Here is a 22,032-nt window from a genome sequence, read left to right as displayed (position 1 = left end):
TGACCTGTCCGGGGACGCCTCGGCCCTCACCCCGATCCGCTCCCGGGCGGGCCGCGTGGCCGTCCCGAGTTCGTGCGCGCCGCGCGTCTCCCCTCCGAGGAGGGGAGACGCGCGGCGCCGCCCCCTCCCCGGTGGAGGCGGATGAGCATCACGGCCCGCACGGAACGGGGGGCCTCCCCACCCCGGGAGGCGCCGGCCGAACCTTGGAGCGCGTCCGGATCCGCAGGACCACCTCCGGTGCCGATGCCTGACCGATGATCGCCCGGCACAGCCTGATCTATGTCGGCTCCCGCGGCTTCGCCGCCGGCCTCAACATGGCCTCCGTGGCGGTGTTCACACGCCTCGCGCCGGTGGAGAGCTACGGCACCTACCTGTACGTCGTGTCGTGGGCGCTCGTGCTCTACGGGGCGACCTGCCAGTGGCCGAAATTCGCGTTCTTCGCCCTCTACGACGAGGCCCGCGCGCCCGCGCAGGTCGGCACCGTGGTGCGCATCCTCGGCGGCACGCTGCTGCTGGCCGGCTTCGGCAGCGTGCTGGCCGTCGCGCTCGGTCTCGTCTCGGCCGCCACGGCCACCGCGATCCTGGCCCTGGCCTTCGGCACGACCCTGTTCGAGGGGGCCACCGAGATCGCCCGCACCCGCCTGCAGGCCGGGGCGGTGGCGGCCTCGGTGATGAGCCGGGCGGTGCTGATCCTCGGCCTCGGCAGCCTCGCGCTGCACCTCTCGGCGGATCCGCTGCACCTCGCCTTCGCGGTGGCCGCCGCCAACGCCGTGGCGGCCCTGCCGGCCGCGGCCACCACCGCGCCAATGATGCCCGGGCGCGGCAGCCGGGCCGAGGCCCTGCGCCTGTTCGCCTACGGCTGGCCGCTGGTGCTGTCCTTCGGGACCGCGGCGCTGGCCCAGAGCCTCGACCGGCTGATCATCGCCAAGACGGTGGGGCCGGCTGGGCTCGGCGCCTACGGGGCGCTCGCCGACTTCCTGAGGCAGAGCTTCATCGTGTTCGGCGAGGCGATCGCCCTGTCGCTGATCTCGATCGCCAAGCGCGAGGCGCGGGCGGGCGACATGAGCGGCGCTCTGGGGGTCCTGAGCGACGCGGCCCGCGCCATGACGCTGATCGCGGCCTTCGGGGCGGTGTTCTTCCTGGCCTTCGACGACGTCGTCGTCACGATCCTGCTCGGACCGGATTACCGCGCCGAGGCGCGCCAGCTCGCCCCGGTTCTGATCCTGGCCAGCATCCTGATGATGTTCCGCGCCTATTACTTCGGGCAGGTGATCTACTTCACCCGCTCCAGCCGGCTCGAGGCCGCCGCCGCCTTCGCCACCCTGGTGGCCGTGGCGGCCCTGTCGCTCCTGCTGATCCCGCGGCTCGGCGCCACCGGGGCTGCGCTCGCCTTCGCGGGCGGACAGAGTGCCGCCTGCCTCGTGCTGGTCTTCGGCGCCGGCCGGGCCGGCACGACGATGCCCCTGCCGCTCGCCGACATGGCGGGCATCGCCGGCATCGCCCTCGCCTGCGCCGCCGTGAATGCCGGGATCGGTCTCGTTCCGGGCGGGCTCATGGTGCCGGGGCAGATCCTGCGCCTCGTCCTCCTCGCCGCGTCGGCCGGCGCCGCCGCGTGGCGCTACGACGTGCTCGGCTTCGCCGGCGCGATCCGCCACCGGCTCGCGACCTGAGGGGCGTCCATGCGCAACACCGCCACGCTCGCCGGAGGCCTCGTGGCGGCGGTCCGGCCCCTCGACCCGGGGCAGCCCTGGATTCCGGCCTGGCGGGCGCTCGGCGCGGCGTCCCTGGTGCGGAACCCGTTCTACGAAGCCGGCTACGCCCTGGCCGCTCGCGACGCGTTCGGGGCCGGCGTGCGGCTCCTGATCGTGGCCGACCGCTCCCCCGAGGCCCCGGGGGCCCGGCTGATCGCCGCCTGGCCGTTCCGGGTGTCGTGGCGGCGCTGGGGCCTGCCGCTGCCGCTCCTGATGGGCTGGACCCACGGCTACTGTCCCTTCGGCGCACCGCTCCTCGATCGCGGCGATCCGGCGGGCGCCCTGGCGGGTCTGCTCGCCGCCCCGCGGGCGCTCGGCCTGCCGCCGCGGCTCCTCCTGCCGAACGCGCCCGCCGCGGGGGCTCTGGCCGACCTCCTGGCCGACCTCCCGGCGGACCGGAGAGTGCGGCGGGCCGCCTACTGGCCGCACGCGCGCGGGCTCCTCGACCTCACCGCGCGGACACCGGAAGCCCGGGCCACCTATCTCGGCCATCTCTCCGGCCAGCGTCGGCGCAAGCTGCGCCGCGCCCGCGAAGTTCTGGAGGCGGAGGGTCCGGCGGCGTTCGAGATCCTCGAGGCGCCCGACGACCTCGCTGCCGCGCTGGACGCCTACGTCGCCCTCGAGGCGGCCGGCTGGAAGGGTCGGGCTGGCACGGGCCTTGGGCAGCGGCCGGAGGAGGTCGCCTTCCTGCGCGCCGCTCTGGCGGATGCCGGCGCGGAGGGCGGGATGCGGATCGCCCGCCTGCGCCGGGGGGAACGCACCCTCGCCGCCGCGATCCTGCCGGTCACCGGCACCGAGGCCTGGGTGCTGAAGATCGCCCATGCCGAAACCCAGCCGGAGGCCGCGCCGGGCGTCCAGCTCGTCCACCGCCTGACCGAAGCGGTGACGGCCGGGGCCTGGGCGATCGACCGCATCGATTCCTGCGCGCCGCCGGACTTCGCCCTCGGCTCCACTTTCTGGACGGAGCGGCGGGACATCGCCCATCTCCTGGTCGAGGCGGGGCGCGATCCCCTGTTCCCGGCGGCCCGGGCGCTGGAGCGGGCGCGGGAGCGCGTCGCCAGGGCACGGGCGGCCAGGAAGCGCGAGGATCCGGCGCGGCTCACCAGCCGAAGCGGGCGATCTGCTCCAGCCGCGCCCGCGTCGCCGCCGCATCCTGCCCCATGACGGCGATCCGCCCGGACAGGTCGTAGCAGGTCGCACAGAAGGGCAGCTGCATCAGCACGTACCCACCGTCGCGCGCCTGGGCGACCGAGGCGATCAGGCAGGGCAGGACGGGCTGATCCGCCGGCCCGGTCAGGCAGTCGGCCCTGGGGCTGCCGAAGGCCGGGCGGTTCGGCCAGGTCAGCAGGAGGGTCGTGCCGCCCCTGCGGTCGGGCGCCGGGGGCAGAGTGTAGCTGCGCAGGAACAGCGCGCAGGCCGCCAGGACGAGGCCGAGGGGGAGCAGGGTCCAGCGCATCCGCGATCTCCGGGCCTAATCGCCCTCGTCGAAGCGGGTGCGATAGAACACCTCGCGGCCCGCGCCGTCGATCACCCGCACGGCCTGGGCCGGCTCGCCCGAGCGCTGCGGCACCCGGGCGCGGGCGAACAGGCGCAGGGCGCGCTCCTGCGCGCCCTCCAGGTTGCCGACCCGCACGGAGATCCGCGTCTGGATCTCGTCGGGCTCCGGTCCGAGGACTTCGATGTGGAAGGTCTCGCGCAAGGTGTCCGCCTGGTCGATGGGCTCTCATCGCCGGATATCGTGGACCGGCCGGGGGGCGCCATAACATGTTCCGGTCCGGTCTCGGCCGGGATCGTCCGCTCCGACCTGCCAACGCCGTCATGGCGCGCGCAGAGGAAGCAGCCCAGGGACCCACCCCGCTCCCGAACGTCGCACTCGGTACGAAGTCCAATTGCCCCGGGGCGGCCCGCCGCTCTATGAGGGCGGCCTCGACCGAGGAGACATCACCGGAGGGATCCGTTGGACCCGCTCAAGGCCGCCGCCGCGACGCTTCTCTGCCTCGCCCTATTCTGGCTGGCCTTCCGGCTGACCCGGCGCTTGGTCGATATGGCCATCGCGGGCGGCTACGCGGAGGAACGGCGGCGGCTCGCCGAGGAGGCGGCTCAGGCCGAGGCCGGTGCCGTTCCGCAGCCCTCGGCCATCCAGGCCACGACGACGAACTTGGGCGCGAGCAGGGGCTCAGCGTCCGCCGCGGCGACCGGCGCCTGATCGACTCCACGGGATGACCCGGGCGGGATCGGGATCGCCTCGACCGGACCGGCGCGCCTTCATACAGCCCAGCCCCGTCCCGGAGGTTGGCCGGGGCGGACGGCGATCCCCGTCCGCTGACCCTGACTGTTCCGCCTATTCCGCCGCCTGCCGCGCGGCCTGGGCCCCCGGCACGCCGAGGCCGATCGCCTTCGCGAGCGCGGAGCGCCGCGCGGCATAGCTGGCGGCCACCATCGGGTAGTCGTTCGGCAAGCCGTAATGCGCGCGGTACCGCTCGGGCGTCAGGCCATGGGCGGTCAGATGGCGCTTGAGCGTCCGATAGGTGCGCCCGTCGATGAAGCTGGTCAGCGCCTCATCGGTGATGGAGCGGCGGATCTGAACCGCGCTGGGCTGTCCGTCGACCGAGCCGTGCGTGGCTCCGGCGCCCGGGACGGCATCCAGGCGACACAGCGCGCCATGGATCGTCGCGACCAGCGACGGCAGCTGATTGGCGGCCACGTGGTTGTGGGCCACGTATGCCGACACGATAGCCACCGTCTGGTCGATGAGACCACCTGTTTCCATCCTCGATCGTCTAGCGCTGATCATCTGCCGTATCCTTAGCCATCGGAAATTCATTGCTTGCTTGCAGCCGGCGCCCGACCCTTGTCGTGCCGCCGGCGGCGACAGCTCCTCGGATGGGAGGCCTGGCAAAAGGTCCTAGGTCGGCAGCGTTCCGCGAAGCCGCCGACCATTCCCAGTTCGCGCCGACGATCGGGGTCCGTCCGGACGTCGCCCTACCGCAGCGCAGCGATGCGCCGACCGAGTTCGATCAGGACGACATCCAGGACGCCCCTCAGATCCGGTCCGAAGAGGCCCGAGAGGGTCTGGCGGAGTTCGAGCGCCTGCTGGACCGCTTGCTCCAGGCGGCAGCTCAGTTCATCGCGCTCGCGATCGTTGGCGGGTACCAAGTCCATCTCCAAACCGCTTTCTTCAGCTTGCCAGTCGAGCTGCGACGCGACTTTCCGGGGCCAGGACCGACTCCGTGCTGCCGCGCATCTTCTGCAGTTGCCGCAGGCTCCGCGAATCGAAGCCGGCGTTCACGGCGACGATCTCGACGTCGTCGATCATCTGCGGCAGCCCGAGCGGCAAGGCGTGGATATGCAGCTGCAGCAATCGGAGGAGCCAACTCGTCGGCATCTCGGAGACGAAGCCTTTCAGCCCCCGCGGCAAGCCCCACTCGACGATGGCCGTGAGGATCGCCAGGGCCGTGGGATTCAGCCGACGGCCCGAAGTACGCGCGGAGCCGGCGACACCGATCCGGCTCCATTCGACGATGTGCGGCGAGGACGGCGGATCGACTTCGCAGAGCTGAGGCAGGTGCTTGGAGAGAACGTAGGGCCGGGCGGTCGGCAACAGCCGGGAATATCCGACCACCTCATCGTCCTCGACGGCCAAGAGGTGGACGGCGTGCTCATCGTCAAACTCGTCGATTTCGCGCTTGTCGTCGCGCGCGATAGCCGACCATCCCATCTCCTCGACGAAGATCTTGTGGCGCAAGCGCCACGCCTGCTCCATCAGCTCGGCATTTTGCGCGATGTTTGACGCAGTGATGACCTGGATCATTAAAACACCTCCGAACGTGGTGTGCCCGCCGGATGCGGCGCGCGACACCACGCGAACGCGTGGTGTCGGCACGTTCGTTGCGCAATCGTGGGCTTTCGCTGGATGTGAGGCGTAATATTCCCTACCTTGATGCGCGGATGAACGCTGTCAGCCGCATCGGGCGGGAGCTGTCGTGAGTAGAAAGTCGCTCGATCACACACTCAAGCTGCTGAAAGAGCTCGATCGGGCCGGCAGCGTCCCGGAGGTCGTGGCCGCGGTACAGCGCCAGCTGACGGGATTCGGCGTCGACGCGATCATAGCGGGCCTGCTCCCCACGTCCCCCGCGCTGTCAGGTTTCAACCGCCAGTTCTTGGTGATGGAGAGCGTTCCCGCGGAATGGCGGCAACGGTACCTGAGCCGGGGCTATGCTGCGCACGACCCGATCGTCGCGCAGACTCTTCAGCGGCAAACGGGGTTCAGCTGGGGCGATCTCGACCGGTCGCCGCCGATGACGGCAACGGCTGTCCGGATCATGGATGAAGCTGCGGAATTCGACCTCTGCGAGGGCTACACGGTCCCCTTGACGACCGTCGAAGGCGAAATCGGCGGGATGAGCTTCGCGGGCGCGCGACTGGACATCGCGCCGGAACATCGCGGCATGCTCACGCTGGTGGCGAGCTACGCGTTCGGCCACGCCTTGCTCATGCGAGGCCAGCCCATGGAGGCTGCGGCCGGGCTCTCTCCCCGCGAACGCGAGACCCTCCAGTGGACCGCGGAGGGCAAGACCGATTGGGAGATCGGGGAGATCATGGGCATCTCGGAGCACGGGGTCGACTCGCACCTGCGCGGCGTGCGCACGAAGCTGAAGACGCGAAATCGCGCTCAGTCCGTCGCCGAGGGATTCCGGCTCGGCATCATCGTCTAGGGGCGAGAGGCCGAGACGGGTCCGTACGGGGGACGCGCCGCGCCGGCGAAGTGAAGGGCGGACCATCGCCCGCGCAGGACCGCGAGACGGGCTCAGGCCGCCGCCCGCGCGACCGACAGCAGGGACGTGAGATCGCTCAGGGGCATCGGCCGGCCGAGATGGTAGCCCTGCACGAACGGGCACCCGAGCTCCTGGAGCGCGCCGAGATCGTCGGCGGTCTCGACCCCTTCGGCCACGACTTCGAGACCGAGGGAAACGCCGAGGTTCAGAACGGCCTGGACCATGACGCTCTTGTCCCGGCTCCCGGACAGGCCGGTCACGAGGCTTCGATCGATCTTGATCCGGCCGGCGTGAAGCTGGCGCAGCGAGGCGAGCGAGGCGTAGCCGACCCCGAAATCGTCGAGGGCCACGCGCACGCCCGCCTCGGCCAAACGCACCAGCTTGTCCTGGATCACTTCGATGCCGAGCGCCGTCTCCTCGGTGATCTCGATCTCCAGTCCGGACGGCGGCAAGGCCATCGCCTCCAGCCGTTTCAGCGCGATCGCATCGACGGGGAGTTGCGCCATCTCGCGCGGGGAGACGTTCATCGCCACGCGCACGTGCGGCAGCCCGAGTTCCCGCAGCAGGGCCATCATCCCGCAGACACGCTCCAGGATGAAGCGCAGGAGCGACTCGGTCAGGCCGGCATTCGCGGCGGCCGCGATGATGTCGCCCGGCGGGATCCAGCCGTGCTGCGGATGTCGCCAACGTACCAGGGCCTCGAGGCCGGCGATCGTGGAACCATCCCGGTTGAAGATGGGCTGGAACCAGACGCTCAGCGCCCCGTCGGCCAGGGCCTTCGACAGATCGCGACCGCTGTCCCGACGCATCTCGCGTTGCGACCGCAGGTCCGCGTCGAACACCCGGTACCTGTTCCGACCCGCACTCTTGGCCGCGTACAGCGCCTCGTCGGCGCAGCTCAGCATCTGCGTGATGCTGGTCATGTGTGCGAACTGGATGCCGATGCTGACCCCGAGCCGCCCCGGCTCGACCGCTCCGAACGGCGCGGCAACCGCCGCGATCACGCGCTCGGCGACCACCGACGGTGCCGTCGCGGATCGCAGCGGAACGTACAGGAGCGCGAACTCGTCGCCGCCGAGGCGGGCGGCGGTCGCATCCGGGGGCAGGATCTCGCGCAGGCGACGCCCCACCTCGACCAGCACCCGGTCGCCCATCTGGTGACCGTGGATATCGTTCACCGTCTTGAAGCCGTCGAGATCGAGGAGCAGCAGGCAGCGGGCTTCCTCCGGACCGCACGGTTGCGCCTCCACCGCCTGCGCGAATCCGGCCCGGTTCAGCAATCCCGTGAGATCGTCGTGCGTGGCGCGGCGGCGCATCTCCTCCGCCAACGCGCGCGCGCTCGCGTGAGCGGCGGCGGCCACCCGCGCGGCGGCACCGGCCTCGTGCCTCGCGCGGCTGGCCCGGCGAAACACCTTCTCGCTCTCGGTGGCACTGCGGGCGAGGGCGAGGAGGTACAACAGTACCGTGCCGGCGAGGCAGGCGTTCGCCAATCCGCCGGCGTAGAGGAGGCATGCCGCCGTCGACAGGAGCGGCAAGGTGATGAAGCAGAGCGGGACGCGGGCGAACGCGATGCCGTGCGTGACGGACCCCGCCGTGATGCCGCACGTGACCACGAGGTAGAAGGTCGCCGAGGCCGACGTGAACCCTTCGCACAGGACGGGTACGAGCGCCCAAACGAGTCCGGATGCGAGGGCTGCGACGCCAGCGAGGCGCAGGTGCCACGCGATCGTCCGCTCGTGGGCGGCCGCCTCTTCCGCCGGCGTGTCGATGGTAAGGGACAGCGCCCCGACGGGCATGCGGCACAGTCCCGCGCGCAGGAGATTGACGCACAGGGACGTGGCGAACCAGAGGGCGCCCGCTGCCCCTAGCCCGGCATGGGCGGCCACGATGGCGCCGGTAAAGCCGAGGGTGATGTTGACCGGGATCGCGATGAGGACGCTCCGGCGCACGGCTTCGAATTGATCGCGGCGGACCAGCCGAGCCAAATCCAGAGTTGTAAGTTCGGTCACCCTCCCATCCTGCGTTGACTCGGCCATCGCTGCGCCCATCCGAACTATGCGCGAACGTAGATCGTAACCGGTAACAGACGGTAAAAAGCTCAATCTAAACCCATACTGGGCTTCTGCTATCCTGAAGCGTACCTGATCTGCCCGTCAGCAGATCGGGAAACGACCGATCATCATTTCGTCTTCTTGGAGCGGTCTGTCGCCGCCCGGACGTTCGGGCGCGTCTGCGGCCTCCGCGAAGCCCGGGCGGCGCCCCTGGGCCATCTGCCAAGCCGATGCCGACAGCGTTGCGCTGCCGCATCAGGGTGGGCCGGCCGCTGCGACTGGAGGCGTCGTTAACGCCTCGTTTACCGCGGCCGCGACAGCGTGATTGCAATCAAAAGTTGTGGATGCGGTGGTGTTCGTCCCTTGGATCGCGGTACTCTGCCTGTCCTGCGCGCTGCTGATCGCGGCTCTGTTCCTCGCGACACATCGCGGGCGATACGAGGCCGCCCCATCGCCGCAGCGATTTCAGCGGCAGGTCCTGCGGTATCTCGAACCGCGGGTTCGGCCGAAGAGCCGAGGGGCGTCCCAGCCGATCATCGCGATCCTGCCCCGCTTCACCCAGATGCATCTGCAAGGACCGGTGAACGAGTGACCCTCGCCCCCTGACGCCGCTCCGGGCCGCGTTGGAACGGCCTGCTCCGCCTGCGGCGGGGGCATGGACCGACGCGATCGGCAGCGCAGAGAGGGTCGATCCCGGCCCGCGCTCCATATCGGCGCAAATCGACGGCCCATGGGACGGTCCGGGACGGTCCGATGGGCGTCGTCCGCCCCACGCTGCGGATGCGGCAACTTGGACGCCGACACTGGGCCTCCGCCGGGCCGTCTCTAGACTCTCCCGCAACCCGCGGTCCGTGCACCGGCGGTGGAGGCCGGCGCGCCGCCCGGCCCAGAGGCATGCCCACGATGACCCAGGATCTGCCGGATCTCCCACCGGAAGCCTTCGCGAAGCACGATCGTGATCCCGATGCCCGGTTCTACGCGGAACCGCGTTTCGTAACCCATATCGATGCCGCGGCGATCGCGGCGGTGACCGACCTGTACAGGACGGTGGTCCCCGCGGGCGGCGATGTCCTCGACCTGATGTCGAGTTGGGTCAGCCACCTGCCGGATGAGGTCGCTTACGCCAGCGTCATCGGTCACGGCCTGAATGCGGCGGAGCTCGCCGCCAACCCGCGCCTGAGCCGGTATTTCGTGCAGGATCTCAACGCGGATCCGCGCCTGCCCCTCGACGCCGCGAGCGTCGACGCCGCGCTGATCTGCGTCGCGGTGCAGTACCTGCAACAGCCGGTGGCTGTCCTGACCGAGATCGCCCGGGTGCTGCGCCCGGGCTGCCCGGCGGTGATCGGCTTCTCAAACCGCTGCTTCCCGACCAAGGCGGTGGCCATCTGGAACGCCCTCGACGGCGCGGGACATGCCCAACTCGTCAATCTATATCTCCAGCGCGCGGGTTTCGACCGCATCGAGGTGCGCGTCCTGAAGGCGGCGGGTGGCTTCGGCGACCCCATGACGGCGGTGATCGGCTGGACCGCCGCGGCGTGAGGAACCCGATGCGCGCCTGACGGCGCGTTGGCGCCGGGTCGCGCTCGTCAACGGCGAGGAGGGGCACCTCCCGAGAACCGGCGCCATCCGCGGCGCGGCCACAGCGGGCCATTCAGGCCGGGGCGTGCGCCGGGAACCAGTTGCCGTGGAAGCCCGGCGGGATCCGGTGTCCGAGGCGGATTGTGGCGACGGGCGGCGCCTCGAAGGACCGCGCGTCGAGGATGGCGAAGTCCGTCGTATCGCGCGCGGTATCGATGACGAGGCCGACGAGCCAGCCTTCGTCCTCCCCGGTCCCGGCATGGGCCGGCACGAAGACGAACTCGCCCGGGACGCGATCGGCACCGAACTCGTGCACGCGGCGTCCGCCCGTCTCCAAGTCGTGCTTGTAGAGTTGCGTCGCACCGGCCAGTTGCGTGTTGCCGTCCGCGGGGACGCTGACCGTATAGACGTACCGGTGAGGCTGCCCGAAGCGCCGCTCATCGATGCGGGGAAATTCCTGCGCCGCGGGATCGATCACCCGCCGCGCGACCCGCTTCGCCGCAGGTTCGACCGTCCAGCGTTCGAGCCGACCCGGCCTGTCGAGCCCGCCCCCCGCCGCGGCGAACACCGTCTCGTAGGCGATCACGTCGAGGGTCACCCGCCCGTCCGCCTCGTCGTACGCGTTCGCAACGTGGAACACGAAGCAGGGCTCGACGTCGCACCAGACGATGTCGGCCCCGTCGCCTCGCCGGGGAAGCAGCCCCACACGGGCCCGGTGGGCCGGGTTCCAGCGGAATGGGAAGCGGTAACCGGCGAGCAGAGCCCGCAACGAGAAGGTGACGGGCAGATCCAGCACGATCGCGAAGCGCGCCGTGAGCGCGCAGTCATGGATGCAGGGGCCGTGCTCGACCGCAAACGGCACGTCCCGCACAACCCGCCCGGTCGGCGCGACGACGACGTGACGGACGCTGTCCCAGACGCGGCCGTCGTAGGCGATCGCGTGGGTCTCGCCGGTCAGCGGGTCGCGGTGCGGGTGCCCGGTGAAGGACCCCGCCAGCGTTCCGTCGAAGGGGTTGTAGCGCTGATCGTCCAGGGTCCGCGAGAGCTCGACGGGGAAGCTGCCCGCCTCCACGACGGCGAAGATCCGGCCGCCGATCTCCACGATGTTGGTGTTGACGGTGTCGTTGCCGCCCCGTCGCGGCCCGGAGGCGGCAGGCCGGCCGAGCGCCGCGGCGGCGGTGCGCGAGCCGATCCAGCGGTTGCGATACCACAGCGCCCGGCCGCCCTCGATCGAAAGACCGTGCACCATGCCGTCGCCGAGGAACCAATCGTGGCCCCGCGTCGGCGGGCGGACGGGGTTGGCTCCCATCTTGAGGTAGAGGCCGTCGAGTCCGGGGGGAATCGCGCCGGTCACGGGCAGGTCCCGCAGCGTCAGTTCCTCCCGCATCGGCTCGTGGACGCCGACCACGAAGGGATGTCGCGTTGCGGGCAAGCGCAGCCGGCGGCAGGCCGCCACCAGGGCGACGCCGCCTTCGGCAGCCGCCCGGAAGGCCGACTGGACTGGATTGGGCATCCGCAGCGATCCCCGGACAAGGTGGCAGCCAGAAACTCCGTCGTGTCGGGCGCGACCGGATCCCGGCAGTCGAGGGAGGGCCAGAAGGCCGACGCGTCTCTACCACAGGCACGCCGGTCTCGTCCGCGCAAAGGCCTCGACGCCATCGTGGCTGTCCCGGTGTCGGTTGCGAGCCATCGGGCGGAGCGATCCCGATGGTGCCGCGCCGCCTTCGGTGCCGTCGGCACCGGTGATGCGCTGGAACCGGGATTGACCCTGGAAATTGGCTTACCGGGTCGGCGCTCATGCCGGACGGGAGGGTGACATGTCGAGCGATACCGAGAAGCACCGTGCCCTGCTCAGCGCCCTCAGGGACGCACAGGGGAAGGGCGACGGCTCCTTCGAGCAGGCGGTGACGAACGCGTTCGAACACGTCTTCGAGCATCTGGGGCGCCTGAACGATCACGTCGCCCTCGCCGGCCCCGACGGTGGGGACCCCCACCTGAAGCCCGGCGAATCTCCGACCCTGCGATAGGGCCGGGATGCTGGATCGGGCCGTCAGGTGAGGAGCGCGCGATGATCACGCTGTACACATAGTCGACGCCGAACGGCCGCAAGATCCCGATCATGCTGGAGGAGTGCGGGCTGCCCTACGCGGTGGTGCCGGTGAACATCGGCAAGGACGAGCAGTTCGCGCCCGACTTCCTGAAGGTCGCGCCGAACAACAAGATCCCCGCCATCGTCGACGACGAGACGGAGGGCGGGCCGCTCTCCGTGTTCGAGAGCGGCGCGATCCTCACGTATCTCGCCGAGAAGACCGGCGGCTTCCTCGCGCCGGCCGGTCCCGCCCGCTACAAGGCCTTGGCGTGGCTGCACTGGCAGACGGGCGGCCTCAGCCCGATGCTGGGGCAACTCGGCTTCTTCGCGGTGCGCTCCGACGAGAAGGCGCCGCTCGCCATCAAGCGCTTCACCGACGAGGCCGACCGCCTGCTGCGGGTGATGGACAAGCGCCTCGGCGAGGAACCGTACCTTGCAGGCGCGGAGTACTCCATCGCCGACATCGCCTGCTACCCCTGGACGCTGGCGGCCACGTCGCTCCTCAAGGAGCCGCTGAAGGACACGCTCGGCCGCGTGCCGAACGTGCACGCGTGGCTGGCCCGGGTCGGCGAGCGGCCGGCGGTCCAGCGCGGCATGGCGGTGCCGAAGACCTGAGCCTCAGGTGCCGCTCACCGGCACCGATACCGGCCGGCGCGGAGACGGGTTGAGCCGCGGCGGGGCGCCGCGGGAGCCGAGGTGCCACGCACGGGCCGCGATCCGATGAGCGGCCCGCGGGGGCCGCCCCCGGCCCTGCGGCCAGCCGCTCCTGCGGCCCCGCTATTCGGCCTTGCGGTGCCCGCGCCCATGTTGCTCCTTGCCGGCGCCTGCCGCCGCTGCGGCCTCCTGTTCGGCCTTTCCGACCGTCGCCGAGCTCGTGGCGCCGCCGCTCGTTGCGCCGGCCGGCGCGTTCGAGGCGGCCGATTTCGGGTGCCCCTTGCCCTCCGTCGGCGTCTCGACCTTTCCACCCTCCAGGACTTCAGGATGGCCGGCACCGGCCTGGGCGCTTCCGGCCGCCTGTACTTCGGCCGCCTTCTGCTCCTGAGCGCTCTTCGTCGTGTGCCGCTGACCGTCGCCGGACTGACCCTTCGCTGGGTTCGACATGGTGACCTCCCTGTACCGTGGTCACGCGGCAACCGCTCATCGGGGTCGCGGTTCGGACGAAGCGATCGGGTGCGACGAATGGCCGGACGCGTCGGGCCGGCGGCCGGGCCTCTGGCGGGCTCGCAGGGTCGGCACCGAGATGCGGGCGTCTCGGCACGGCCGGGACACCACCCGGACCATCGTCGGCCGCGGCCTCCGGCCGGGCCCAGCACGAGGCGCAAAGCCCCCACGGGCAGCGCCGCCGCAAGCCGTGGAGGGCAGTTCCGGCTCCCTTGCGGGCCGCCCCGGCCAGCCACGGATGCGACCGGGTCGGGGTGGGAGCGGCAAGTCCGCCTTCCCGGCCGGCGGCCCCGCGCACGACGGGGCATGACGGGGCGGCTCGCGCGGCGGGCGCCGCCCGCGATCTCGGGAGCACCGGTGCCTCATGCGCCGCCGCCGGGTCCGGGACGAGGTAACGGCTCGGGACGCGGCGGCAACGTCCCGAATTCACGCCGACGAGCGAACGGCCGCCGCAGGAGCGGCGTCGGAGGCGCGGCTCACGACACCACCGCATCGCGGGATCAGCTCTCGAGTCCAGGCTGACCCTCTCGAGAGCACGGCCCTGAGCCGGCCCGCCAAGTCAGCTCAGGCCAACCACGAGAGTGGCAAGTCGCGCGATGATACCGAATACACCGATTCCGGTCGAATAAATCACATATCAGGTCGGGGATGGCGGCTCGAACCGGCATGCGGGTTATTTCGTCGCATGATTTGGACAAAATACAGCATCGTGATGCCAGACAAGATGATCATCATCGATTGGAAAGTGGCCTGTTGCTCGGACTCATCGTCGACAACGGATCCGAAAAACGCGTATAGATAGCCACTCACAGCGTTTCTGTAACTTTCTTCTTCGAAAATTCCTATGACGACCGCCCCGGCCTGAACAAAGAGAGCACCGAGAAATATGCCGAGGTATTTTCGACGATTTTTGCCGAGAAATCTACTCATTACCCGCCCCAAAACTCCAGCTCAAACTTACCCGATACCTTGATTGATTTGGGACCGAGCATCAAAAGCATGAGACGCAACCACATCGAAATCCCAAATTCCGGGCCGCAGATTTCCATCATCAGTGCAGTCTAAGTACTTTTATACGAATGATTAATTGCATTCCCGGATCATCAATTCTGACTTTTATTCGAAATAATACAGTTGTCAAATTTGAAAGCGATACATGCATTGTATCATAGAGTATCACAGCGCCTCAAGAAAAGTATATATGAAATCAACATGATTCGTTGAATTCTTGAGCACAACCCGTACCGTCAAAAGCTGACATAAAAGTAGTATTAAGTCATTTATTCGCGGACATCTGAATTTGATTATTGTCGCGGATCGTATCGGCCTGACTCATCGCTGGCGGGATCGAGGGCAGCGCCGCCCGCGGGCAGATCGGGGGCCAGGCTGGCGAACTGCCGACGCCGCGAAACGCGCATGTCGATCCGGGGCGTGTCGATGATCGTCACACCATTCTCGAACCTGGGACCGGCTGAAGTGGACGTCACGTCGACGGGGCAAATCGGCCGGGTCCGCGCCGCCGATGGTGCTCGCCAGCGCGGGCGGATCTGCCGTCACGGGCTGCGCGGCCCTGTGGGGAGCGTTTTGCGAATCCCCTCGGCATCCACGCCCGCCCAACGGTTGAGGGGGACGAACGTTGGGGCGGGCGTGGCGGTCGAGAGGAGGGTCCGACCGCTCGGCCCTGCAAGAAACATGCATCCACGCCCGCCTTTGTCGCTGAGGGGCGAACGGTAGGCGGGCGTGGACGGCCAGCCTGAGGCCGGCGGCGGCTGCCTAATGTATGAATCCCTACAATTCAACTGGAAGCTGACGGAGGCTCCGCCAAAACGGCGAAGGCATCCAGACCGGCTCGCCAAGAGATTGAGGGACCGACAAGTCGCAGGTGCCAGTCACCGTCGAGTTTTCGGCCGCCGTGAGTCACGGAGGCTGAGGCGCCAATCTCATCGCCCGCCTTCACGAAGGCCCGTCGCAGATCCGGTGCGAGGGCAACCGAGGCTAAGCAGTGCCGCTCTTATCCACGGCGTTCCTTCGGACAGTGCGGCATTGTCAAACAATCTTAGCGCCGTGGTGGCGCATCCGAACGTTGTCGAAGCTCTGCCCTCAAATTCGTCATCAGAGGTGGCGGGACGCAGCGATAGCTGCTGCACGACAGATTCAGGGCGAAGACTTCCAGTGGGTGCGAAAGCGTCGGGCGGACCGGCTTGCCAGCCCGTTCGGCCCCCGGGATGGCACGCAGGCCTTGGAACGTGGGCTTGCCCTTGGATGGTCACCGCGTGGGCGGAAACCTGTCATAGCACCCCCATTCAAATTTTCGATAATGAGGAGATTCATCGCATCGATGTCGATGAAGACTTGAAAAGTGGTCATTGGCCGCAAGAGATCGCCAATAGAATCGACTCTAAGTACGCGGCTTGAATCGGGGGCTCGCAAGCTTCCGGACGCGGGCGGGTCCGAACAATGTTCAAGGTCATAGGATGCTTCGCCGGGCAGCACGATACTGCCTTGGCCATCCTCGCCGTCATCACGTGCCTCCTGGCCTGCTATACGGCCGTCGACCTCATCCATCATGCGAAGACGGGCGCGCCGAACGAGAAGAAGCGCTGGCTTCTCTTCGCGGGCTTCGTGGGAGGCGTCGGGATTTGGGCCACGCACTTCATCGCGATGATGGCCTTCGATAGCGGCCTGCCCACCGGCTACGATATGCTGCTCACGGGCGCGTCGTTTCTTACGGCGCTGGCGTTCACCTCCTCCGGATGCTGGCTCGCGCTGCGGAGCGGGTCCCCTGCGATGCCCTGGATCGGTGGCGCGGTGGTCGGCCTCGGCCTCGCGGCCATGCATCACGTCGGTCTCGCCGCCTATGTCACGACGGGCCGCATCCAGCTGGATCCCGGGCTGGCCACCCTCGCGGTGGCCCTCGGACTTGGTTTGGCGGCGTGGTCCATCGCCCTGAAGGTGCGCGGAGGGCGCAGCTACGTCCGAACGAAGAGTGCGCTCTTGCTCGTGTCAGCGGTCTGCACGATGCATTTCGTGTCCATGGCGTCGATCACCGTCGCGCCGGACCCGACCATGGCGCTCCCCGTCGCGACTCTGTCCCGGCACTGGCTTGCCGTACTCGTCGGTGGCGCGAGCCTCGGCATACTGGGCAACGCGGCGATCGCCCTGACCCTCGACACGCGTGAGCGCCTCCGGCGGGAGCAATTCAGCCTCGTCCTCAGCTTGGCCAACGCCGCCGTCGAAGGCATCCTCGTTTGCGAGGACAACACGGTCATCGCGGCCAACGAGAATTTCGCGGCCCTGATCGGCCAGGCCGCTTCCGAGGTGATCGGCAGGCCTCTCTCGGACATCATTCCGAGGCTGCCGGGCGCGGTCGGGCATGCGGCCGAGCAGGAACTCGTCGCGATGGATGGGTCCGTCGTACCCGTCGAAGTCATCCGGCACGAGATCTCACTACAAGGCCGGCACCAGCATGCGATCGCCGTGCGCGACTTGCGCGCGCGCCGGTACGCCGAGGACCGCATCCGGCATCTGGCGCATCATGATGTTCTGACCGGATTACCGAACCGGGCGAGCTTCACGGCTCGCCTGGAGGAGGAGTTGGCGCTGGCCAAAACCGGCTCGCGCAGCGTCGCCCTCCTCTTCCTCGATCTCGACCGCTTCAAGGAGGTGAACGACACGTTCGGGCATGCGGCCGGCGACGAGTTGCTCCTGACCGTGGCGCGCGCCGTGACGAGCGTACTGGACCCCGATCAGATGCTGGCGCGCCTGGGGGGCGACGAGTTTGCCGTCATCCTGCCTGGCCTCACCGATGCCACGACTGCGGCGCGGGTGGCCGGCCACATCATAGAAACCGTGCGCGCCGCCGCCGATTCCCTACCGGCCGGCGGCGTCATCGGGACGAGCGTCGGCATCGCGGTTTACCCGCACGACGCTCTCGACCGCTCGACCCTACTCAACCACGCCGACCTCGCGCTCTATCAAGCCAAGGCCGACGGTCGCGGCGTATACCGCTTCTTCCAGGCGGCCATGGGCGAGAAGGCGCGGGAGCGCAGGCTGTTCGAACGGGATCTCCGCCTCGCGCTCGAGCGCAATGAATTCTACCTTGCCTATCAGCCTCAGAAGAGCGTTCGCACCGGTGCAGTAACAGGGTTCGAGGCACTGCTGCGCTGGCGGCATCCGCTGCGCGGAGAGGTGGCGCCGGCCGACTTCATCCCGATCGCGGAGGAGAGCGGCTTGATCCACGCGATCGGCGCCTGGGTACTGCGCTGCGCCTGCAGGGAGATGATCGCGATCAATGATCTGCGCGTGGCCGTGAATGTGTCCGCTCTGCAGATCCACAGCGCGAACTTTGCCGGTCTGGTCCGTGACGTGCTCGCGGAAACGCGGTTCCCCCCAGACCGCCTCGAAATCGAGGTTACCGAGACCGCACTCATCCGTGATTTCGATCGGGCGCTGACGACCCTGCGCCAGATCAAGGCCCTCGGCGCACAGGTCACCATGGACGATTTCGGGACGGGCTACTCGTCCCTGTCGCACCTGAAGATGTTTCCCTTCGACCGTATCAAGATCGACCGGTCCTTCGTGCGGGCGGTCGATCAGAACTATCAGGGTGCCGCGATCGTTCGCGCCGTGCTGGGTCTCGGTCGCGGGCTCGGTCTGCCCGTTCTGGCGGAAGGCGTCGAGACGGCGGAGGAGTTCAACTTCCTTGATGCTGAAGCGTGCGACGAAGTGCAGGGCTACTTCCTCGGCAGACCAGAGCCCCTTGCTCTCGTGACTTGAAACCGCGGTCCGCGCGCGGAGGGCAGACGTCCATCCTCCCTCCGCGCCAGGGCTCGCTCCCGCGCAGTCGATTGGGTCGATAGCGTCGACCGGCCCCGTGCCTGATGCTCAGGCCGGCGCAAAATCGATTCCGACGGCGCCGAGCCTCCCGGATCCCGGCGTTCCCGAGGGGCGAACCATCGCGGCCTGTGCGACGGCCCGTTGAACGCCGCCCGGGCGGACGTTCGAGGCGTGAGCCGTCCCGAGATCGTGCGCGGTCGCTCGCCGTGTACGGCCGATCCTAGGTCGCGATCACGCCTTCAGAGACAGGACGTGACAGGCACCACGTCGCGTTCGTGCACGCGCCCAGGTCAGCCCGAGAACGATCCGAACGGGATTCATCGACCTGCCCGAAAGCGCCCAGCAGGCGCGGACATGTCCCGGCCAATACCCTCTCAAGCCGTACCGATCGGGGGGCGGATCAGCCGCGCGCGGTTTCGCCCTCCCTGGCGGAGGCGCGCCAACGGCGGCAATGCGGTCCGGCCGAAGTCGCCGCGCGTTATCTTCCACCGCGAGTTGTGTCGACCCGGGCCTTCCGGTTCAGCCCTTCCACATCCGCCGAGCCGGTCTCAGGCAGCGGCCGTGAAACGGCGAGTTGCTCTCCGATGACCCGGCTCTTCTCCACGGGTCCGCCCCTGGCGCCTCTGGTCTGCCGACCCGCAAGGCTCGCCCGCGCGCCGAACCGAAGCGGGATGACGGGCGATCTCTGCCGGGGCCACGCAGCGGCCAGACAGGTGAGCAACCAGCCAAGTCCCCCAGCATGGGTGGAATGAGGAGATTTCTTTCTTTTCGGCCCTCGGAAAATCTCCGAAATACATCCTTAACTAATACTCATGTCGAAATGACAGGTTTTCCCTGTACTTTCGAACATTAAATTTGGTTCTTTTCAATCGCGATGCTCGACAATGTGCCAACTTCGGGTCCGGACGAAATGTCCTCGGGCTCCGGGCGATCATCGATACAGAGGATTCGATCATGCTTCGATTAACCCTGGGTCGCGGCGGAGCGGACCGCGCGGATGCCACGCTCGGCGCGATCGGCACACCCGTGATGAACCTCGACGATGACGGGATCATCACTGCCGTGAACCCCGCAATGACTGCTCTGCTCGGCCGCTGCGGGGACACCTCCTCGAACATCCGGCAGGAGAACCTCGTCGGGCGGCCCATCGACAGCCTCTGCCGCGACCTGGCGAGCCAGATCCGCGTTGCGGGATCGGGGCCGCGGCACGAGCTCACGACGACCCTCGGCACGCACCGCTTCGACGTCGCCGTGATCGCGGCGTCCAAGGGGCGCAGGCCGTCGGGGTACATTCTGGAATGGCGCGACGCCGCCCAGCGCCTGCGCGGCGAGGATGCGACGCGCCGCCTCGCCGCCGTGGAAGCCTCGCAAGCCGTCATCGAGTTTGCGCTGGACGGCACCGTCCTGTCGGCCAACCCCGCCTTCCTCGCGCTCATGGGCTACGAGTTCGACGAGATCCGCGGCCGCCACCACGCCATCTTCGTCGAGCCCGCCCACCGGGACAGCCGCGACTACGCCGCCTTCTGGGATGGCCTCCGCGCCGGGCGCCCCGAGAGCGCCGCCTTCAAGCGCGTCGCCAAGGGAGGGAGGACGGTCTGGATCAAGGGCTCCTACAACCCGATCCGCGACGAGACCGGACAGGTTACGAGGGTGGTCAAGTACGCCCTCGACATCACCGCGCAGACCGTGGAGGTTCTGGCGCTGCGCGGTCAGGTCGAGGCGATCCGCAAGTCGCAGGCGGTGATCAGCTTCGACCTTGACGGCCGTGTGCTCGAGGCGAACGCCAACTTCCTCGCGGCAATCGGCTATGCGGCCGCCGAGGTCGTCGGTCAGCACCACGGGATGTTCGTCGATCCGGACTACCGCGCCGGTCCCGAATATGCCCGGTTCTGGGAGGCGCTCCGGCGCGGCGAGTACCAGGCCGGCCAGTTCCGTCGCCTGGGCAAAGGCGGCCGCGAGGTCTGGATCGAGGCCAGCTACAACCCCGTTTTCGACGCAGACGGGCGTCCGGTGCAGGTGACGAAGTTCGCCATCGACGTCACCGCGCAGGTCGAGCAGCGCGAGCGGGTCAGGCTCCTGGAGGCGGCGGCGGCTCAGGAGCGGGCCGAGGCCGAGACGCGACACAAGGCAGAGTTGGCCGGGCTGGCCGACGCCTTCGAGCAGACGGTCGGCGCCGTGCTGGGATCCGTTGCGTCCGCCGCGACCGAACTGCAGGCTACCGCCGCCAGCATGTCGGGCATCGCCAGCGAGACCGCGCGGCAGTCGACCGCGGTGGCGGCGGCCTCCAACCAAGCCGCCGCCAACGTTGCCACGGTGGCGGCGGCCGCGGAGGAACTGGGCGCGTCGGTCAACGAGATCGGGCGGCAGGTGGCCGGTTCCGAGGAACTCGCGGGTCAGGCGGTGACCGAGGCCGCGCAGACGGCGGCGCTCGTGCAGGAACTCAGCGAGGCGGTGCGCAAGATCGGCGATGTCGTCGCCATGATCTCGGCTATCGCCAGCCAAACCAACCTGCTGGCACTGAACGCCACCATCGAAGCGGCGCGCGCAGGTGAGGCGGGACGGGGCTTTGCGGTTGTCGCCGCCGAGGTGAAGGAGCTGGCGAGCCAGACGGCACGGGCGACGGAGGACATCACCCGTCAGATCAGCCGGATCCAGGGGGCGACGGCGGGCGCCGTGGGCGCCATCGACAGCATCCGCCACCGCATTCAGGAGATCAATGGCGTCGCCTCGTCCATCGCCGCGGCCGTGCTGGAACAGGGCGCGGCGACGCAGGAGATCGTGCGCAACGTGACGGAGGCGGCGACCGGAACCGGTGAGGTGACGAGCAACGTCGCCGGAGTCGCCAGTGCCTCGGAGGAAACCGGGGCGGCCGCCGCCCAAGTCCTCACGGCCGCATCGGACCTGTCCCGGCAGTCTGAGCACCTGGGCGGTGAGGTCACCAAGTTCCTCTCCAGGATCCGCGCCGCGTAGGGCCCCCATGACAGACCTCCTCAGCCCAACGACCGCTCCGCGGAGACCCCCGAGGTTCGGACCGGCGGACGCCGCCCGTCACCCGGGAGACCTGCCCGTGCGAAGCCGATGATCATGGCCGGCGAAGGACCGCGCTCGATCCCTCAGGCCAACACGCTGGCCCGGCGAGAGGCCTCGAACAACACGGCGCATCGACAGTCCCGCGGCGCGCGGCCCGGTTCGGGATGTCCCGATCGGGCCGGCCGCCGCAGGCCCACAGGCCAGCCTGTGAGCGAGCTTCTGAAGAAGACGCAGGGCCAACGCCTCGGCCTGATCGCCACTCGCAATCGCGCGATGGCGGCCGACGACGCGAGGAACCTGCTTCTGGAGCGACTCGGTCTCATCGCGCGGACGGGAGATGCATGGCCGCACCATCTGCGCGGCTACCTGGTCGTGGAATGGACCATCACCGATGCAGGCCTGACTGCGCTCTCAGAGGTCGAGATCACGGGCAGCGCGATCGAGCGCGCCTTCCTTCCGGAGGCCGGTTTCGGGTCCACTCGGACTGACAGTTCCCTATCGAATTTTTCCTGCTGACGAAGCGCGATAGCGGGCGCGTTCATGATCAGCGTGGCGTCCAGTGCACGACCGAAACTGAATTCCGGCGCGCATCAGCCTTTCGCATCGCAGATGCCGGGCAGTCTTGCTGACGAGTCACGCGATCAGCAGCGGGATTCACGATGTAGGACCGAATATCGTCTCTGAAGGCGGAACTCGGACACCCCAGGTCCCGAGGCAAGCCGCTCTTAATCAACTCACGTTAGGGTTGCAGCCCTGGTTCG

At 68.8% G+C, this 22,032-nt stretch carries 20 protein-coding genes and 1 pseudogene; 12 read left to right on the top strand and 9 right to left on the bottom strand.

The annotated features are described in order from the left end of the window. Positions 1-254 precede the first annotated feature (254 nt). Both MKK82_RS09910 and MKK82_RS09905 read left to right on the top strand, forming a co-directional pair. Positions 255-1,670 carry a lipopolysaccharide biosynthesis protein gene (locus MKK82_RS09910; RefSeq protein ID WP_238285924.1) on the top strand — a complete coding sequence of 472 codons (1,416 nt, stop codon included), beginning with the start codon at positions 255-257 and terminating at the stop codon, positions 1,668-1,670. 9 nt (positions 1,671-1,679) lie between these two features. Then, positions 1,680-2,915: a GNAT family N-acetyltransferase gene (locus MKK82_RS09905; RefSeq protein WP_238285922.1), complete on the top strand. Its 1,236-nt coding sequence runs from the start codon at positions 1,680-1,682 to the stop codon at positions 2,913-2,915. Here MKK82_RS09905 and MKK82_RS09900 read toward each other — a convergent pair. Both MKK82_RS09900 and MKK82_RS09895 read right to left on the bottom strand, forming a co-directional pair. Beyond that, positions 2,851-3,207 carry a hypothetical protein gene (locus MKK82_RS09900; protein WP_238285921.1) on the bottom strand — a complete coding sequence of 119 codons (357 nt, stop codon included), beginning with the start codon at positions 3,205-3,207 and terminating at the stop codon, positions 2,851-2,853. The genes MKK82_RS09905 and MKK82_RS09900 overlap by 65 nt on opposite strands. A 15-nt stretch (positions 3,208-3,222) precedes the next feature. After that, on the bottom strand, positions 3,223-3,450 hold the full coding sequence (locus MKK82_RS09895) for a hypothetical protein (RefSeq protein ID WP_238285920.1): 228 nt from the start codon (positions 3,448-3,450) through the stop codon (positions 3,223-3,225). A gap of 258 nt (positions 3,451-3,708) precedes the next feature. Between MKK82_RS09895 and MKK82_RS09890 the strand changes: the two genes are divergently transcribed. Next, positions 3,709-3,957 carry a hypothetical protein gene (locus MKK82_RS09890; protein WP_238285919.1) on the top strand — a complete coding sequence of 83 codons (249 nt, stop codon included), beginning with the start codon at positions 3,709-3,711 and terminating at the stop codon, positions 3,955-3,957. Positions 3,958-4,092: 135 nt separating this feature from the next. Here MKK82_RS09890 and MKK82_RS09885 read toward each other — a convergent pair whose 3' ends face one another. The 3 genes from MKK82_RS09885 to MKK82_RS09875 all read right to left on the bottom strand — a co-directional run bounded on the left by MKK82_RS09885 (position 4,093) and on the right by MKK82_RS09875 (position 5,562). Continuing rightward, complete coding sequence (locus MKK82_RS09885; RefSeq protein WP_238285918.1) at positions 4,093-4,521, bottom strand: MucR family transcriptional regulator; 429 nt, start codon at positions 4,519-4,521, stop codon at positions 4,093-4,095. Between the two features lie 212 nt (positions 4,522-4,733). Then, positions 4,734-4,913 carry a hypothetical protein gene (locus MKK82_RS09880; RefSeq protein WP_243985488.1) on the bottom strand — a complete coding sequence of 60 codons (180 nt, stop codon included), beginning with the start codon at positions 4,911-4,913 and terminating at the stop codon, positions 4,734-4,736. Positions 4,914-4,929: 16 nt separating this feature from the next. Continuing rightward, positions 4,930-5,562, bottom strand: coding sequence for an acyl-homoserine-lactone synthase (locus tag MKK82_RS09875; protein WP_238285916.1), 633 nt, complete (start codon positions 5,560-5,562; stop codon positions 4,930-4,932). 247 nt (positions 5,563-5,809) lie between these two features. Between MKK82_RS09875 and MKK82_RS09870 the strand changes: the two genes are divergently transcribed. Beyond that, a complete protein-coding gene (locus MKK82_RS09870; RefSeq protein WP_243985487.1) occupies positions 5,810-6,466 on the top strand; it encodes an autoinducer binding domain-containing protein in 657 nt (218 codons plus the stop codon). A 92-nt stretch (positions 6,467-6,558) separates the two neighbouring features. On the opposite strand, the gene MKK82_RS09865 is transcribed toward MKK82_RS09870, so the two are convergent. Beyond that, on the bottom strand, positions 6,559-8,562 hold the full coding sequence (locus MKK82_RS09865) for a putative bifunctional diguanylate cyclase/phosphodiesterase (protein ID WP_238285914.1): 2,004 nt from the start codon (positions 8,560-8,562) through the stop codon (positions 6,559-6,561). Between the two features lie 367 nt (positions 8,563-8,929). On the opposite strand from MKK82_RS09865, the gene MKK82_RS09860 reads away from it, so the two are divergent. Beyond that, on the top strand, positions 8,930-9,169 hold the full coding sequence (locus MKK82_RS09860; RefSeq protein ID WP_238285912.1) for a hypothetical protein: 240 nt from the start codon (positions 8,930-8,932) through the stop codon (positions 9,167-9,169). 311 nt (positions 9,170-9,480) lie between these two features. Beyond that, a complete protein-coding gene (locus tag MKK82_RS09855; protein ID WP_238285910.1) occupies positions 9,481-10,116 on the top strand; it encodes a methyltransferase domain-containing protein in 636 nt (211 codons plus the stop codon). A 112-nt stretch (positions 10,117-10,228) separates the two neighbouring features. On the opposite strand, the gene MKK82_RS09850 is transcribed toward MKK82_RS09855, so the two are convergent. Beyond that, positions 10,229-11,668, bottom strand: a complete 1,440-nt coding sequence (locus MKK82_RS09850; RefSeq protein WP_238285908.1) for a carotenoid oxygenase family protein — start codon at positions 11,666-11,668, stop codon at positions 10,229-10,231. A 304-nt stretch (positions 11,669-11,972) separates the two neighbouring features. Here MKK82_RS09850 and MKK82_RS09845 point away from each other — a divergent pair, with 304 nt between their 5' ends. The 3 genes and pseudogenes from MKK82_RS09845 (at position 11,973) to MKK82_RS33870 (ending at position 12,859) form a co-directional block, all read left to right on the top strand. Then, positions 11,973-12,182: a hypothetical protein gene (locus tag MKK82_RS09845; protein WP_238285907.1), complete on the top strand. Its 210-nt coding sequence runs from the start codon at positions 11,973-11,975 to the stop codon at positions 12,180-12,182. An 80-nt stretch (positions 12,183-12,262) separates the two neighbouring features. Beyond that, positions 12,263-12,457, top strand: a pseudogene (locus MKK82_RS33875) (glutathione S-transferase N-terminal domain-containing protein); the annotation flags it as partial. Positions 12,458-12,547: 90 nt separating this feature from the next. Next, a complete protein-coding gene (locus MKK82_RS33870) occupies positions 12,548-12,859 on the top strand; it encodes a glutathione binding-like protein (RefSeq protein WP_279602908.1) in 312 nt (103 codons plus the stop codon). 162 nt (positions 12,860-13,021) lie between these two features. On the opposite strand, the gene MKK82_RS09835 is transcribed toward MKK82_RS33870, so the two are convergent. Both MKK82_RS09835 and MKK82_RS09830 read right to left on the bottom strand, forming a co-directional pair. Beyond that, positions 13,022-13,345 (bottom strand): hypothetical protein, encoded by a 324-nt coding sequence (locus tag MKK82_RS09835; RefSeq protein WP_238285905.1) that lies wholly within the window; start codon positions 13,343-13,345, stop codon positions 13,022-13,024. A gap of 690 nt (positions 13,346-14,035) precedes the next feature. Further along, on the bottom strand, positions 14,036-14,335 hold the full coding sequence (locus MKK82_RS09830) for a hypothetical protein (RefSeq protein WP_243985480.1): 300 nt from the start codon (positions 14,333-14,335) through the stop codon (positions 14,036-14,038). Between the two features lie 1,572 nt (positions 14,336-15,907). Between MKK82_RS09830 and MKK82_RS09825 the strand changes: the two genes are divergently transcribed. The 3 genes from MKK82_RS09825 to MKK82_RS09815 all read left to right on the top strand — a co-directional run bounded on the left by MKK82_RS09825 (position 15,908) and on the right by MKK82_RS09815 (position 21,787). After that, complete coding sequence (locus MKK82_RS09825; protein ID WP_238285903.1) at positions 15,908-18,181, top strand: EAL domain-containing protein; 2,274 nt, start codon at positions 15,908-15,910, stop codon at positions 18,179-18,181. 1,014 nt (positions 18,182-19,195) lie between these two features. Continuing rightward, complete coding sequence (locus tag MKK82_RS09820) at positions 19,196-21,211, top strand: PAS domain-containing methyl-accepting chemotaxis protein (RefSeq protein ID WP_279602902.1); 2,016 nt, start codon at positions 19,196-19,198, stop codon at positions 21,209-21,211. 267 nt (positions 21,212-21,478) lie between these two features. Continuing rightward, the gene (locus tag MKK82_RS09815) at positions 21,479-21,787 is read left to right on the top strand and encodes a hypothetical protein (RefSeq protein ID WP_238285902.1); all 309 of its coding nucleotides are present in this window, start codon (positions 21,479-21,481) and stop codon (positions 21,785-21,787) included. Positions 21,788-22,032: the final 245 nt, after the last annotated feature.

The organism is Methylobacterium sp. E-046 (assembly GCF_022829625.1).
Classification (GTDB): Bacteria; Pseudomonadota; Alphaproteobacteria; order Rhizobiales; family Beijerinckiaceae; genus Methylobacterium; species Methylobacterium longum.
This window is presented reverse-complemented; position numbering and strand designations above follow the sequence as displayed.

Bases quoted from the DNA above. Each gene is read 5' to 3' on its own strand.
- MKK82_RS09910 (WP_238285924.1), top strand. From the start codon at position 255: ATGATCGCCCGGCACAGCCTGATCTATGTCGGCTCCCGCGGCTTCGCC.
- MKK82_RS33870 (WP_279602908.1), top strand. From the start codon at position 12,548: ATGCTGGGGCAACTCGGCTTCTTCGCGGTGCGCTCCGACGAGAAGGCG.
- MKK82_RS09885 (WP_238285918.1), bottom strand. From the start codon at position 4,521: ATGGAAACAGGTGGTCTCATCGACCAGACGGTGGCTATCGTGTCGGCA.
- MKK82_RS09880 (WP_243985488.1), bottom strand. From the start codon at position 4,913: ATGGACTTGGTACCCGCCAACGATCGCGAGCGCGATGAACTGAGCTGC.
- MKK82_RS09820 (WP_279602902.1), top strand. From the start codon at position 19,196: ATGCTTCGATTAACCCTGGGTCGCGGCGGAGCGGACCGCGCGGATGCC.
- MKK82_RS09835 (WP_238285905.1), bottom strand. From the start codon at position 13,345: ATGTCGAACCCAGCGAAGGGTCAGTCCGGCGACGGTCAGCGGCACACG.
- MKK82_RS09845 (WP_238285907.1), top strand. From the start codon at position 11,973: ATGTCGAGCGATACCGAGAAGCACCGTGCCCTGCTCAGCGCCCTCAGG.
- MKK82_RS09900 (WP_238285921.1), bottom strand. From the start codon at position 3,207: ATGCGCTGGACCCTGCTCCCCCTCGGCCTCGTCCTGGCGGCCTGCGCG.
- MKK82_RS09865 (WP_238285914.1), bottom strand. From the start codon at position 8,562: ATGGCCGAGTCAACGCAGGATGGGAGGGTGACCGAACTTACAACTCTG.
- MKK82_RS09830 (WP_243985480.1), bottom strand. From the start codon at position 14,335: ATGAGTAGATTTCTCGGCAAAAATCGTCGAAAATACCTCGGCATATTT.
- MKK82_RS09850 (WP_238285908.1), bottom strand. From the start codon at position 11,668: ATGCCCAATCCAGTCCAGTCGGCCTTCCGGGCGGCTGCCGAAGGCGGC.
- MKK82_RS09855 (WP_238285910.1), top strand. From the start codon at position 9,481: ATGACCCAGGATCTGCCGGATCTCCCACCGGAAGCCTTCGCGAAGCAC.
- MKK82_RS09875 (WP_238285916.1), bottom strand. From the start codon at position 5,562: ATGATCCAGGTCATCACTGCGTCAAACATCGCGCAAAATGCCGAGCTG.
- MKK82_RS09905 (WP_238285922.1), top strand. From the start codon at position 1,680: ATGCGCAACACCGCCACGCTCGCCGGAGGCCTCGTGGCGGCGGTCCGG.